14 protein-coding genes are annotated in these 13031 nt (G+C 59.3%); 10 read left to right on the top strand and 4 right to left on the bottom strand.

The features are described from left to right. Window positions 1-13: 13 nt before the first annotated feature. The 4 genes from GRI69_RS10395 (at window position 14) to GRI69_RS10410 (ending at window position 3172) form a co-directional block, all read left to right on the top strand. Window positions 14-1231 carry an LptF/LptG family permease gene (locus GRI69_RS10395; RefSeq protein ID WP_160728224.1) on the top strand — a complete coding sequence of 406 codons (1218 nt, stop codon included), beginning with the start codon at window positions 14-16 and terminating at the stop codon, window positions 1229-1231. Beyond that, window positions 1231-2328 (top strand): LPS export ABC transporter permease LptG, encoded by a 1098-nt coding sequence (lptG, locus tag GRI69_RS10400; RefSeq protein ID WP_160728225.1) that lies wholly within the window; start codon window positions 1231-1233, stop codon window positions 2326-2328. Before GRI69_RS10395 ends, lptG begins: the two co-directional genes overlap by 1 nt. Beyond that, window positions 2325-2843 (top strand): GNAT family N-acetyltransferase, encoded by a 519-nt coding sequence (locus tag GRI69_RS10405; RefSeq protein WP_160728226.1) that lies wholly within the window; start codon window positions 2325-2327, stop codon window positions 2841-2843. Before lptG ends, GRI69_RS10405 begins: the two co-directional genes overlap by 4 nt. A 68-nt stretch (window positions 2844-2911) precedes the next feature. Next, window positions 2912-3172: a hypothetical protein gene (locus GRI69_RS10410; protein ID WP_160728227.1), complete on the top strand. Its 261-nt coding sequence runs from the start codon at window positions 2912-2914 to the stop codon at window positions 3170-3172. Window positions 3173-3255: 83 nt separating this feature from the next. Here the strand turns inward: GRI69_RS10410 and GRI69_RS10415 are convergent, their stop codons facing one another. Beyond that, window positions 3256-4347, bottom strand: coding sequence for a fatty acid desaturase family protein (locus tag GRI69_RS10415; protein WP_160728228.1), 1092 nt, complete (start codon window positions 4345-4347; stop codon window positions 3256-3258). A 147-nt stretch (window positions 4348-4494) separates the two neighbouring features. On the opposite strand from GRI69_RS10415, the gene GRI69_RS10420 reads away from it, so the two are divergent. Together GRI69_RS10420 and GRI69_RS10425 are read left to right on the top strand one after the other, a co-directional pair. Next, window positions 4495-5661 carry a GNAT family N-acetyltransferase gene (locus GRI69_RS10420; RefSeq protein WP_337191060.1) on the top strand — a complete coding sequence of 389 codons (1167 nt, stop codon included), beginning with the start codon at window positions 4495-4497 and terminating at the stop codon, window positions 5659-5661. 35 nt (window positions 5662-5696) lie between these two features. Beyond that, window positions 5697-6218 (top strand): response regulator, encoded by a 522-nt coding sequence (locus GRI69_RS10425; protein WP_202391973.1) that lies wholly within the window; start codon window positions 5697-5699, stop codon window positions 6216-6218. A gap of 230 nt (window positions 6219-6448) precedes the next feature. Here GRI69_RS10425 and GRI69_RS10430 read toward each other — a convergent pair whose 3' ends face one another. Continuing rightward, window positions 6449-7192 carry a Crp/Fnr family transcriptional regulator gene (locus GRI69_RS10430; RefSeq protein ID WP_160728229.1) on the bottom strand — a complete coding sequence of 248 codons (744 nt, stop codon included), beginning with the start codon at window positions 7190-7192 and terminating at the stop codon, window positions 6449-6451. Window positions 7193-7344: 152 nt separating this feature from the next. On the opposite strand from GRI69_RS10430, the gene GRI69_RS10435 reads away from it, so the two are divergent. Continuing rightward, entirely contained in the window at window positions 7345-8136 is a 792-nt protein-coding gene (locus GRI69_RS10435; RefSeq protein WP_160728230.1) for a response regulator, read from the top strand. Between the two features lie 190 nt (window positions 8137-8326). On the opposite strand, the gene GRI69_RS10440 is transcribed toward GRI69_RS10435, so the two are convergent. Then, complete coding sequence (locus tag GRI69_RS10440) at window positions 8327-9958, bottom strand: CHASE domain-containing protein (protein ID WP_337191061.1); 1632 nt, start codon at window positions 9956-9958, stop codon at window positions 8327-8329. A gap of 264 nt (window positions 9959-10222) precedes the next feature. Here GRI69_RS10440 and GRI69_RS10445 point away from each other — a divergent pair, with 264 nt between their 5' ends. From GRI69_RS10445 to GRI69_RS10455, 3 genes are read left to right on the top strand one after another with little or no spacing between them, the layout of a single operon-like run. Beyond that, on the top strand, window positions 10223-10405 hold the full coding sequence (locus GRI69_RS10445) for a NepR family anti-sigma factor (protein ID WP_160728231.1): 183 nt from the start codon (window positions 10223-10225) through the stop codon (window positions 10403-10405). Then, the gene (locus GRI69_RS10450; RefSeq protein WP_160728232.1) at window positions 10405-11013 is read left to right on the top strand and encodes a sigma-70 family RNA polymerase sigma factor; all 609 of its coding nucleotides are present in this window, start codon (window positions 10405-10407) and stop codon (window positions 11011-11013) included. The genes GRI69_RS10445 and GRI69_RS10450 overlap by 1 nt, the downstream gene beginning before the upstream one ends. A 54-nt stretch (window positions 11014-11067) precedes the next feature. Continuing rightward, window positions 11068-12243 carry an AI-2E family transporter gene (locus tag GRI69_RS10455; RefSeq protein WP_160728233.1) on the top strand — a complete coding sequence of 392 codons (1176 nt, stop codon included), beginning with the start codon at window positions 11068-11070 and terminating at the stop codon, window positions 12241-12243. A gap of 55 nt (window positions 12244-12298) precedes the next feature. Here the strand turns inward: GRI69_RS10455 and GRI69_RS10460 are convergent, their stop codons facing one another. Beyond that, window positions 12299-12910: a superoxide dismutase gene (locus GRI69_RS10460; protein ID WP_160728234.1), complete on the bottom strand. Its 612-nt coding sequence runs from the start codon at window positions 12908-12910 to the stop codon at window positions 12299-12301. Window positions 12911-13031 lie beyond the last annotated feature (121 nt).

Here is a 13031-nt window from a genome sequence, read left to right on the forward strand (position 1 = left end):
GGCCGGAACCCGAGTGCTCAATTTCCTTCCCGCAATCGACCGCTACATCTTCCGGCTGGTAATCGTGCCCATGCTGGGCGTGTTTGCGCTGGCGGCCTCGCTGCTGGTGCTCGACAAGATGCTGCGACTGCTCGATTTCGTGGCTGTCGAGGGCGGCCCGGTGGGCGTGGTGTTCAAGATGCTGGCCACGCTCCTGCCCGAATATGCCAGCCTCGCGATCCCTCTCGGACTGTTGCTGGGAATATTGCTGGCCTTTCGCAAACTGGCGACATCCAGCGAACTCGACGTGCTGCGCGCGGTCGGCATGAGCTATGGGCGGCTCCTGCGCGTGCCTTTCACAATTACCGCAGTGTTGATGACCGTCAACGTGGCGCTGGTTTTCTTCGTCCAGCCGGTCAGCCGCTTCACCTATGAAAGGCTCGAATACGAATTGCGTTCGGGCGCGCTGGGTGCGTCGATCAAGGTGGGTGAATTCAACACCATCGCCGACCGCATGGCGCTGCGTATCGAGGAAAGCGAAAACGACGGACGCGAATTGATGGGCATTTTCGCCCGCGTTGCAAACGATAGCGGACAGGTGCTCTCCATCAGCGCACGGGAAGGTTCCTTCCTTGCCACGACCGACGATCCGGACACGATCATCCTGCGACTGACCGACGGAACGATCGTCCAGGATACCGGAAGCCAGACCCCGCGCGTTCTGACATTTACCCGCCACGACCTGCCGATCGACCTGCCGGCGATCGAGGAATTCCGCTCCCGGGGGGAGGACGAACGCGAGTATATCCTGCCCGAGCTCCTGCGTATCGGCTGGGCCGACAATGCCAGCGAGACGAAACGCGATGCCTCGCAGGCGAGCTTCAACTTCCGGCTCGTGGAGGTGGTGATGATGGCGCTGATGCCACTGTTGGCCGTGGCGCTCGGCATACCGCCCAAACGAAGTACCAGCGCACTTGGTGTGTTCCTTTCCATCGTGATGGTCGTCGCCTATCACAAGGTGAACCAATATGGGGAGGATGTGGGCGCGCTCGGCATCGTGGACCCGCTGATCGCCCTTTGGGTTCCCTTCATACTCTTCGCTGCGCTCATCCTGTGGATGTATTACCGGGTGGCATTCGTCCCCGGTGGCCAGGCTATCGGTGCGCTTGAAAACTGGCTTGCCAAGGTGGCGAAGGGTTTCAGGCGGCTATTCCGGCGGAGCCGTGTCATGGACGAGGGTGCGGAGGCCTGATGCAGCTCGATTTCTTCCCTTCGGCCACGCTCACCAGATATCTGGCCAAAATGTTCGTGCTTCGCATCCTTGCGGTGCTGGTCATGCTGGTGCTCGTTCTGCTGATGCTCGATCTCCTGTCGAACAGCGGAAAGATACTAGCGGTGCCCGGCAACGGCCAGGGCGAACTGCTGACCTATGCCGGAATGCGCGCGCCGCAGCTTGTGCAGCGCTTCCTGCCATATTCGGTCTTGCTGGCGACATTGATCACCTTGGTGACGCTGAACCAGAACAGCGAAGTCATCGCGATGAAGGCGGCCGGGCTATCCGCACATCAGGTACTCGCACCCCTTTTGCTCACGGCGCTTGTCGTGGGCGGCATCAGCTTTGCCTTCAACGAACAGGTCGTGACCCGTTCCACCGCAACGCTCAAGGCTTGGGAAGCGGCAGAATGGGGTTCGATCCCGGAAGAATCCAACGTCCGCGCGAATGTCTACCTGGCAGAGGGGACGAATGTGCTTACCGCCGCGCAACTCGCCGGGCGCGGTGACGACATCCGCATGACCGACGTGACGTGGTACCGGCGCAGCCCGGACGGCGCGATCGTCGAACAGATCGACGCCGCGCGCGCCACCTATGCAAAGCCGGGCTGGAGACTCGATGACATCACGCGGTTCGAAGTCGCCAGCGCGTCGTCGAGCGAGGCTGGCAGCATCGTGGTGGGAGAAGGCCTGACCCCGAACCAGATTGATCTGGCGAGGATTGATCCCGATTCCGTACCCTTCTGGGAGCTGGGGGCGCAGATCGACGCATTCGAGGAAGCTGGACGCCGTACGGGCGAGATGCGTGCCAAGTGGTGGCACAAACTGTCGGGGCCGCTGTCGTCTTTCCTGATGCCCTTGCTGGGAGCTGTCGCTGCCTTCGGGCTGGCGCGGTCGGGCCAACTCTTCGTGCGCGCGCTGATCGGCATGGCGCTGGGCTTTGCCTATTTCGTGGTCGACAACGCTGCGCTCGCCATGGGCAATTTCGGGGGCTATCCGCCACTGCTCGCAGCGTGGGCGCCCTTCTTCCTGTTCGCCCTGATTGGCGAGACGGTGCTCATCCGCACGGAAGAATGAGCGAATTCTCGATCAGGCTTGCAGGGCCGGAAGATGCCGATGCGTTTCGCCAGATCGAAGAGGATGCGGCCACTCTCCTGCACGAGGAGCCCTCACTCGAGGGAATTCCAGTACCGGCGTCGCAGAGCCCTGAACATTATCGCGCGTTGATCGCCCGGGGAAACTGCCTTGCCGCCACCGTTGAAGGCGAAGTGGTGGGCTTTGCCGCTGCAGTCAGGATCGGGCGTGAACTCCACCTTCACGAACTCAGCGTTGCCCGGATGCACCATCGGCGCGGCATTGGCGGGACATTGCTCCGCGCGCTGGCCATCGATGCCCGCAATTGCGGCCTGAACGCGATAACTCTCGAGACCTATCGCGACATCCCCTGGAACGGACCGTTCTACGCGCGCCAGGGGTTTATCGAACTAGAGCACCTTGAAGACCGGCCGCACCTTTCCCGATCGCTGGAAGCGGCAGTCGTCGCAGGGATGCCGCGAGACCGGCGATGCGCGATGATCAAGTTTCTCGGCTGACTGAATTCCGGGAACCGCCGCAATTGAAACGCATTGATGCCACAATACTGCCACAAAGGAGATTTGGCATGAAGAAGTTTGCTATCCCCGCCCTCGCTGCTGCGATCGCCCTCGGTGCCTGTGCCGAAGCCAATGCGCCGGCCGACGAAGGCACTGACGGCACCGACACCACCACCGTGGTGACCGAGCCGGCTCCTGCTGAAACCACTGTCATCACCGAACCGGCCCCGGTCAAGGGTGAAGAAGGTTCGAGCGTGAGCATCGATGGCGCCGATGTCGACGCGACGATCAGCGAAGACGGCGTTCAGGCGGAAGTCGACGCCAACTGATTCGATAAAAATCACGGGGTCGCATGACCCGTGTTTGGAAAGGGCCGTTCCCAATCACCGAGGGGAGCGGCCCTTTTTCGTGTCTAGCGCGTGCGACCGAACGTACTGCGAGCGATGCGGGCGACGAGTACGCCCATTCCGGCGTGGTTCGCCCCATGATAGGTAGACGTCTCGCCCAGTTCCCCTGCGAGACGGCGGTGCGCTTCTGGCAGGGAATGATAGGGCATCGACGGCATGAGGTGGTGCAGCGCATGATAGCGCAGGCCCACCGGAGCCCAGATCTCCGCGATCAGGCCGGGCGGCGGCACGTTCACGCTGTCTAGGAATTGCGCAGTAACGGTCATCGCCTCGCCTTCGTTTTCCCACAAATGTGCGACCAGTGTGCGTAGCTGGTTGAGCACGGCCGTGACCGAGACGACCGCGAGCGCAATAAGCAGCGGGCGCCAGCCGAAAGCGAATATGCTGCCGATGAGCAGCCAGGACCAGACAAACCCGCCCGCTTCTTGCCAGAGCACGCGGCGCTTCAGATTGCCCTCGGCCGGACGCCGGCGAAACTCGGGATTGATCGAAAGCGCCGAGAAACGCTGCCAGGTCAGTTGGCGGATCGGCGGAAAGACCGCGCCCAGCGGAACCAGTACAGCAAAGCGGAACAGCAGCGCAACCGGGGCGAGCAACGCGATCAGCACGAACAGCGGCAGGCTCCACGGTTTCATCAGTGCCAGCGGCAGGTATTCCGGATCTTCCACCGTTCCATACTGGGTGCGTTTGTGATGCAGCGTGTGCACGCCTTCATACATGAAGGAAGGCGTCAGCATCGGAATGCCCACGAACAGGTTCCATCCCGTGCGGAATCCTGGGAGCGCGTCGCGGTGAAGGTGCGAAATCTCGTGAATGAACAGGAGCGCGCGGTACAGTGTCAGAGCCGAAACGATGCCAAGCGCTACCGCCAACGTCGTATTCTCGATCAGGATGGCAGCGGCAAGCGTGCCGTAGCCGACCAGCGCGGATCCGATCATATCGGGCCAGTAGATGGCACCGCGCGCCACCGCGATATCCTTGGTCAGGTCGCGGGCTGCGCGCAGCATCGCCTTGTCGTCGGCGATCTGCGAATGCCAGCTACGCTCACGCGGTGCGGTCGCGTCAGTGGCTGGGATGATGGTCTGGTCGGCATTCATGATCGATTTTCCTGGGTGTGCCCTTAGGTCAAAGGCGCGAGAAAATACAGTGTCGGCTGTCGATCATAGTGATCGTGTCCGCGCGTTTCCTTGACAAAGATCAACTGCCCAACACAGGGCTAACAGCGGCTGAATGAAGGAATACAGGTGTCCGACGCAGATATTGTTATCGAACCGGTCGAAGGCAAGCAGGGCCGTGCGACCTTCGTGGATCTCGGGCGCGAATTCGCCGCACGAGAGGCGCATTCGATCCCCCAATTACGTTCGGAACAGCTCGAACTGATCGATCCCGAGAAGAACCCATTCTTCGGACACGCGACCGTCCAGCTGTTCATCGCCTGCCGGGAGGGAAAACCGGTCGGACGGATAGCTGCCCATATCGACCATCTCGCGCTTGAACTTCCGGCCGAGCAGGGGATGGGACCAAGCACCGGAATGTTTGGCTATTTCGACGCGGAAGACGAGAATGTGAGCCGTGCCCTGCTATCCCGCGCCGAAGAATGGCTGCGGGAGAAGGGCATGACCCGCATGATTGGCCCCCTATCCCTTTCCATCTGGGAAGAGCCCGGCCTCTTGGTGAAGGGTCAGGACCATCCGCCCATGATCATGATGGGCCACCACCCCGCGCATTACGCCGACTGGATCGAAAGCGGCGATTTTACTGTGACCAAGCGGCTGTTCACCTACGATCTCGATATCACCTCTGATTTTCCAAAAATCGTTCAGCGCATCGTCGCCTCGGGCGAACGTAACGAGCGCATCCGCATCAGACCGATCGAGATGAAGCGCTGGGAAGAGGAAATCCGTGTCGTGCTCCACATCCTCAACGACGCATGGTCGGACAATTGGGGTTTTGTCCCTTTTACAGAGGCGGAAATCGATCACGCGGCAAAGAAGATGAAGCCGATCATCAAGCCCCGCCTCAACATGATCGCTGAACTCGACGGCAGGCCAGTCGCCTTCATGATGGTCCTTCCCGATATCAACGAGGTGTTGAAGAAGGTAGATGGCAGACTGTTTCCGTTCGGATGGTTCCACCTTCTGCGATGGCTACGCAAACCGATGGGAGCCGGATTGCGCGTTCCCCTGATGGGCGTCCTGAAGGAATTCCAGAATTCACGGATCGCCAGCCAGCTGGCCTTCATGATGATCGAGCATATCCGGCGCAATGCGTTGTCCGATTACGGCAGCCGACGAAGCGAAATCGGATGGATTCTCGACGATAACAAGGGGATGATCGCCATCGCAGACACGATCGGGAGTTCGGTCAATCGCGAATACGTGATTTACGAAAAAGCGATTGGTGTATCCTAGCGCCTGTTGCCGGGTTACCACGGCGGAGTGAGGTAATGGCCACGTTGGGAACTCCATGCCCTGCGCTGCCGTTTCCTGAGGACCGCGCCTCGACAACCGGGGCCGACACCGAATGGATCAGGGACCGCGTGAAAAAGCCCAAGTCATCTTCCAAACTTCCCGACCATATACTGATAGTCGAAGATGATGCGGTCATCAGCCTTACAATCGAACAGGCCTTGCTGGATGCGGGTGTATCGACGGTAGAAATCTGCCCGACAACCGACGAAGCGCTTGCCGCCCTTCGCCGCAAGCAACCCGACGTTATCGTTCTAGACGTCCACCTTGCCGATCGTGACGACGGCTGGGCGATCGCAGAACTGGTCCGCACGCTGGGCCCCGATAGCCCGCGGATCATTTTCTCTACCGGCATGCCGCGCGATATTCCTGAGAACATCGCTGCAATGGGATGCGTGCTTGAAAAGCCATATGAACCGGATGTGCTGGTCGCGCTTCTGAACGAACCGAAGCGCAAGGGCATTATTTCTCGTTTGAGAGGCGCACTGAGCCCCGATTGACCTTTGCGTCGGCGCACTTGGCGCCGGAGGCGTAATTCAAGTTAGTAGCCTTAGCACGAAAAAAAGGCCTTCGCTCTCTTGGAGCGAAGGCCTTTCGGGATCGTATCACCAGCCGCTTGGACGGGAGGGGGGGTCTCGGCGGTGACATAAGCTAAATGAGCCAGCAGGAGACGGGTTCCCACAGTCCCGAAAATTTTTTGATTGTTTCGAAATGGAGTTGGTCTTCCCTACTAAATGAAGGGACGCTGTCCTTTGCTAGACAATTCGAAATCGGCAAAATCCGATGCCTGCTCCATATCAGGGACGCAAATTTCCCGCTGGTTCCATTGAACGAGATTTTCACGGTCCAGCGCACGGATCGTACGGTTGGTGTGAACCAGAGACAGGCCAAGCATTTCCGATATCTGCGATTGAGTGACCGGTATCTGGAGAATATTGCCCTCCTCCGCCACGCCTGTCGAGATTGCGCGATCCAGCAGCCAAACTGCCAGGAAGACGACGCGCTCCTTCGCGTTGCGTTGGCCAAGTGAGACAATATGGCCTTCCAGCGCGGTTTCTTCCTTCGCCGCCAACCAGGTGACATCATAGCCGAGGCGCGGGTTTTCCTTAATCAGGTGAACGAAGTCGCTGCGCCTGAACACACATAGCCGCGCGGACGTCAGCGCCTCGACCGAATGACTGGAAGGTTCGTCGAACGCACCTTGTAGGCCCACCAAATCTCCTGGAAACATGAAATTGACGATCTGGCGCCGTCCGTCTTCGAGCGACCGGTAGCGGATCAGTACCCCCTCCAGAACGGTGAAGAGGTGCTTTGCCTGCTCCTCCTCGCGCAGGATCGGGTCACCCCGCTCATAGAGTCGCTCACCCTGCTTGATCGCTTTCATGTAGGCGCGCTGGCTTTCATCGAGCGGGCGCAGCCCCCGGCACTCCTGCAACGGACAGTCCATGCAATCATACGGTTTTGCGACGTCCATCAAGCAGCTTTCCCCCTTCTTCGCCAAGCTCTATAGGCCCACAGTCCGTTGTCCGAAAGTAGCCCTTTGTCAAATTGGAGGTTTTGCGGGACCCGACCGGAACCGAACCCGATGCGGGGCGTTCTCCCCGCGCAAACCACGGAAGGGGTTATATGTCGCTTGGTGACCAGATTGCTAAAAACCTACCTTATCTCCGCCGCTATGCCCGGGCACTGACCGGCTCACAAGCTACGGGGGATGCCTTTGTTCGCGCAACGCTCGAAGCAGCGCTGGCGGACGAACAACTCAAATCCTCGCTCGAGGGCGGACGTGTTCCGTTGTATCGCGCTTTCAACAAAGTGTGGTCCAGCGCCTATATGGACGTGCCCGAAAGCGAAGGCGAAACGGGCCATGAGGGTGCGGCGCAGGATCGACTTAAATCGATCACACCGCTCAACCGTCAGGCCCTGCTTCTGACCACTCTTGAGGATTTCTCGGTGGAACAGGCCGGAGAGATCATGGAACTGGAAACGGACCAGATCGAAAGTCTGGTTCAGGAAGCCGTCGGCGAGATCGATCGTGAAAGCGCTACCAGCGTCCTGATCATCGAAGACGAGCCGCTGATTTCGATGCAGCTTGAGGACCTCGTAACCTCGCTTGGTCACGAAGTTTGCGGGACTGCCGCCACGCGTACCCAGGCACAGGAAGTCGTGGCCCAGAAGACGCCCGGCCTCGTGCTTGCCGATATTCAGTTGGCAGATGGTTCGTCGGGTCTCGATGCAGTGGACGATATCCTCGCCATCGATAGCGTTCCGGTGATCTTCATCACCGCCTATCCAGAGCGGCTGCTAACGGGCGATCGTCCCGAGCCCACTTATCTCGTGACGAAGCCGTTTCAGGAGCAGACCGTTCGTGCGGCTATCAGTCAGGCACTGTTCTTCGGCTCGAGCCGTCCGCTGGGCTGAACGCCACACTTACAGATCGGGAAGCGACCGCGCGGAGCAATCTGCGCGGCCGTTTCTGTTGGGCCGGTCAAGTCAGCTCTCATCTTTCCGATGAGCTTTCCATCAGGTCGGCTGGCTGGTCATAAACACGTCGGCGCCCCCCTATTCGGGGAAATGGGGGAGGAGGCCCCACGGAAGTGCAGCAGCGCCGTCAGTGGCCCCGCGCGGCAGCCTTGCGAACGCTCCGCAGCGAGAACTCGCTCGGCTCGCGAACTGGAACTAGCAGGGTGCACCGTACGCCTTCCGGGTGAAACTCAAGCTCGACCGGGTGACGTAATTCGTGCGCTACGATCTTCTCGATAAGGTCGGTTCCGAAGCCCCGCTTTCTTGGAAGGTCCACCCGCGGCCCATTGCTCTCTACCCATTCGATACGTGCGAGGTTTTCGTTCACAAGTTCCCAGACGATCGAAACCCTGCCTCCGGGCATCGACAGCGCTCCGAACTTAGCAGCATTGGTGGCAAGCTCGTGAAGCGCCAGACCGAGCGAAAGCGCATCGTTCGGCGCGAGCTCGACATCCGGCCCTTCCGTCACGACTTCATGATCGCTCTCGTTTGTGTAGGGAGCGAGCTCTACGAGAACGACAGAGAGTACCGGAGTCGTCCCCCACTCGGACTGGGTCAGCAGATCGTGCGTGGCCGACAAAGCGCGAATCCGATTGTCTATACCTTCCGCGAATTCATCCAGCGAGGCAGCACGGCGGCGCGTCAGCGAGACGATAGAAAGAACATTGGCGAGGGTGTTCTTGACCCGGTGATTGAGTTCGCGCGTCAGCGAATTCCTGATCGAGTTCTGCTGCGCGAACCATTCGAGCGAGCGACTGTCTTCCTGCGCCTGTTGGGTCAGCAAGCGAGCAACTACGAGCAGGAGACTGGCCACCGCGAGACCGAAGAGAAGCGTGATCATTGACAGAGGGGAGAGCGCAGCCTCGCGCTTCGACTGGACCACTACCACCATTCGCCGATTGGCGAGATCAACCTCGCGCGCGACGGTTTCTCCTTCCTCGCTCCACGCGGCCGTTTCGGCCATGAGGAGCCGCTTTCCGTCCATGATATCGTACAAACGAACACTCGCCTCACTCGATGTGCTTAGCTCTGCCGCCGAATCCAGGAATTGAGATGCATTGAAGGGGCTGTAAACGAACCCCTTCAGTGTGCGTCCGGCACCGGCCCCGTCGAATACAGGCATGTAGATCAGAAAGCCGCTTCCTTCGGCCCGCCCTTCTTGTTTCAGAGTTAGTCGCCCGGTCGCGGTCGGGCGCACGGTCCGCGTGGCGCGATCCATGGCTTCCCTTCTGACAGGCTCGGAATACATGTCGAAACCAAGAGCACGTCGGTTCCGCAGCGTGTCAGGCTGAAGATAGAGGATCGGGACAAGCTGACTGCGATAACTCTTCTCCAGCGATGGCTCGATGCCCAGCAGCCCGACCTTCCCGCGATTTAATTGCTGCTCGAACTCGTCAGCCTGACTGGCAGAAATTGCGGGCGCCCAGCCGATGCCTTCCGCCCCTCGATAGTCGGCATCGAGACGCAATTCAGATACGAATTGCCGAAACAGTGTCGCCGTGATTTCGTCCTGCGCACCGAACAGGGCGGCTCCGGCCCTGAGAAACGAAGAATTAGAGTAAGCACGACGCTCAACCGCTGAAACCATCAACTGAGCCTGTCGCTGAAGTTCCGCACTTGCACGGATTCGTTCACCGCGCTCGATCGAAAAGACGCTGAGTACCGTCACTGCGGCGACGAGCAGAAAAATGGCTAGCGGCACTGCCCGCGGAAAATCCACTAGCCACCGTCTTCGCCGTCCCCTGCGAATGAGATCGTCTTTAACCAGCAGATTGCCTCTTTAAGAACTGCCCCAGTGCAGCCTATTATCCGCCGAAACCCTTAAAGTTCCACGGTTCGCCTTACTTTTCCGACAAGGGTCGAGTTTTTGCCGGAACCAATGTACGCTGGTCGCGTTATGCGTGGACCAATGGGATCGACTGGCGTTGCGCGCGCGGGACTGGGCGCATGCTATCGTCAAATGCAAGGACGTAACCTTAACACAATGACCGCAGATTCATCTTCCGAACGAAAGCCCGTCGCGGGTTCTGACAAGGAAGCGAAACAGGAAGTTAAGGATCGGCCGGACTGGACCAACGGTCTTCGCCGCCTCTACGACTCCGTCGTAGAGGAAGATCTTCCGGACAGCTTCAGGGATCTTCTCTCGCAACTGGACACGAAGGACTGATGGGGCCCGAGAAGCGTACGGCCTCGGAAAAGGCCGATTTCAAACAAGAACTGACGGACGTGGTTCCGCACCTGCGTGCTTTCGCTCGCGGGCTATGCGGGCGTGCCGACATGGCAGACGATCTGGTCCAAGAAACCCTTCTGAAGGCATGGGCGGCGCAGGAGCGCTTCCAGCCTGGCACCAGCATGCGGGCATGGACCTTCGTTATCCTTCGTAACGCCTATCTCACCGACATGCGGCGCAACCGTTTCCGCGGCGAATATGACGAGACGGTGGCTGAACGCATCCTCACTGCGCCGGCAGGCCAGGAAGAGCCAATCCATCTTTCGGATATGCATCGTGCATTGTTGACGCTTCCGCCAGAACGGCGGGAGGCACTGCTGCTGGTAGGTGCAGGTGGCTTCTCTTACGAAGAAGCCGCAAACATCTGCGGATGTGCCGTCGGTACGATCAAGAGTCGCGTCGGCCGCGCACGTGCCGCACTCAACACGATGCTGGCTGATGGCACAATCCCGAGGCGTTCACTTAACGACGATACGGCGCACCGTGCCATTCTCGAAGAATTGGACGATGTGGCAGCCGGACAGGGCGTTTCGGCACGTAGTTGATTGCAGGCCTGACCGGCTTATCCCGGCCATGCCTTCTGGGCGGATAGGATGGGGATGAGCGAGGTCGGTTCCGAATCGAAAGAGCCTACATCGGCCACAGCAACTCCGCACGGACGGCGGTTCACGTTTGCGGAGCAGGAACTGCGCCTTATTTCGGCGCTGGTCGTATTGATCGGCCTTGGGCTGTTTCTTGCACTTCCTTTCGTCCTCTCGATCGGCTCCGTAGTGTTCCTGCCTGTGGTCACCGCTATCATTCTGACGGTGATCCTGTCGCCCCTCGCGGACAAACTTACCGGCTTCGGCGTGCCCAACGCACTCGCATCGCTAATCTCCTTGCTCGTCTTCTTCGCGATCCTCCTTCTGGCTCTTGCCCTGATACTTCAGCCGGCCATCGCGCTGTTCGAGGAACTCCCCGACCTATTGCAACAGGTGGGAGAGCGGTTCACCCAGTTGCGCAACCAGTTTGCTTGGATTGCCCAGATCAACGAGCAGTTGGCGGAACTGGTCGAAAGCGAAGGATCGCAGGAGGTAGTGGTAGCTACCCCGAGCCTGCTCGAAGAGCTCGCCTTCGCAACGCCGAGTTTCGTGATCGAAACGATCCTGACGCTGCTCATGACCTTCTTCATGATCGAAGCGCGCGTTCGCCTGCGCCAGCGTCTGCTGTTCGGTCGCAGCAGCTTTGGCACTAGCATCAAGGCCGCGCGGGTTTTGCGCGAAGTGCAAGACCGCGTAGCTGCCTATATTCTTACCGTTGGCCTCATAAACGTCCTCGTCGGCGTCTTCGTTGCGCTTGGGGCTTGGGCACTCGGCGTCGAGGCCCCGATCATGTGGGGCGGACTTGCCGCGATTCTTAATTTCCTGCCCTATATCGGACCGACTATTATGGTCGGGTTGTTGGCGCTGTTTGGAATCGGAACGACGGAAACGGTATTTCTCGGCCTTATTCCAGCAGCAGCCTATCTTGCGCTCCACACAGTCGAGGCCAATGTCGTCACCCCATCCGTGCTCGGCGCACGGTTCACCATGAACCCCGTCATGATCCTTATCGCCTTGTCCTATTTCACTTGGATATGGGGAGTTTTCGGTGCGCTTCTGTCGGTCCCGATCCTGCTCATGCTTGCGGCACTGTTCGACCATGTGGGGCGACCGAACCTAGTCGGCTTCATTTTCGGAGAGCCGCTGTTCTCAAACGACATCCTCGACATGTCGCAAGACGACGAACACGCATGAAAAAGCCCGCCGTGCGCTTTCGCGCGGCGGGCTCTCCAAATTCATCGGCCAAAAATCAGCCGGGATATTCCCAGGTTGTACCGCGGGCCAGATTCTCGCTCGCGAAGCTCCAGTTCAGCTTTGAACTTACTGCATCCAGATAAGACGGGCGCGCATTTTGGTGGTCTAGGTAATAGGCGTGCTCCCACAGGTCGATAACCAGCAGGGGAGTTACGCCATCCTGATCAGCCAGCGTATCGCCATCGTGCGTTTCTTCGATCGACAGCTTCCCATCCTTGATCGCAAGCCACACCCAGCCACTCGCGAAATGTCCGGCACCGCGCTCTTTCAGCTTGTCCTTGAGACCGTCAGTTGAACCGAAAGCGTCGTCGATCATGGCCTTCAATTCGTCCGAGGCGGAAGTCTCATCCGCCGCCATGGAGTGCCAATAGAAACCATGGTTCCAGCTTTGGGCTGCGTTGTTGAACAACCCCTGATTGCTGCCACGGGCGGCGGCGATAACTTCTTCGAGGCTCTTGCCGGCAAGGCCGCCGCCTTCAATGGCTGCATTGGTCTTGTCGATATAGGCCTTGTGGTGCTTGCCGTGATGATAGCTCAGCGTCTTGGCTGAAACGGCGGGCTCCAGCGCGTTGTCTTCGTAAGGAAGGTCGATCAGCTCGAAAGCCATTGATTGGTCCCCTTGTCGGTTCGTGTGAAAAATTCCGTACTCGCGACCCTAACGCACGGAAGCGTGCGTGGTTGCACTAGGCCGCGACACAAGGAACGGAAAGGGGGGTGAGCGGTCTTTT

The sequence above is a fragment of the Qipengyuania vulgaris genome, assembly GCF_009827325.1.
Classification (GTDB): domain Bacteria; phylum Pseudomonadota; class Alphaproteobacteria; order Sphingomonadales; family Sphingomonadaceae; genus Qipengyuania; species Qipengyuania vulgaris.

Excerpts from the sequence above, each read along its gene's own strand:
- GRI69_RS10445 (WP_160728231.1), top strand. The coding sequence starts at position 10,223 with ATGACCGCAGATTCATCTTCCGAACGAAAGCCCGTCGCGGGTTCTGAC.
- GRI69_RS10430 (WP_160728229.1), bottom strand. The coding sequence starts at position 7,192 with ATGGACGTCGCAAAACCGTATGATTGCATGGACTGTCCGTTGCAGGAG.
- lptG (WP_160728225.1), top strand. The coding sequence starts at position 1,231 with ATGCAGCTCGATTTCTTCCCTTCGGCCACGCTCACCAGATATCTGGCC.
- GRI69_RS10410 (WP_160728227.1), top strand. The coding sequence starts at position 2,912 with ATGAAGAAGTTTGCTATCCCCGCCCTCGCTGCTGCGATCGCCCTCGGT.
- GRI69_RS10405 (WP_160728226.1), top strand. The coding sequence starts at position 2,325 with ATGAGCGAATTCTCGATCAGGCTTGCAGGGCCGGAAGATGCCGATGCG.
- GRI69_RS10415 (WP_160728228.1), bottom strand. The coding sequence starts at position 4,347 with ATGAATGCCGACCAGACCATCATCCCAGCCACTGACGCGACCGCACCG.
- GRI69_RS10460 (WP_160728234.1), bottom strand. The coding sequence starts at position 12,910 with ATGGCTTTCGAGCTGATCGACCTTCCTTACGAAGACAACGCGCTGGAG.
- GRI69_RS10425 (WP_202391973.1), top strand. The coding sequence starts at position 5,697 with ATGGCCACGTTGGGAACTCCATGCCCTGCGCTGCCGTTTCCTGAGGAC.
- GRI69_RS10450 (WP_160728232.1), top strand. The coding sequence starts at position 10,405 with ATGGGGCCCGAGAAGCGTACGGCCTCGGAAAAGGCCGATTTCAAACAA.
- GRI69_RS10455 (WP_160728233.1), top strand. The coding sequence starts at position 11,068 with ATGAGCGAGGTCGGTTCCGAATCGAAAGAGCCTACATCGGCCACAGCA.
- GRI69_RS10435 (WP_160728230.1), top strand. The coding sequence starts at position 7,345 with ATGTCGCTTGGTGACCAGATTGCTAAAAACCTACCTTATCTCCGCCGC.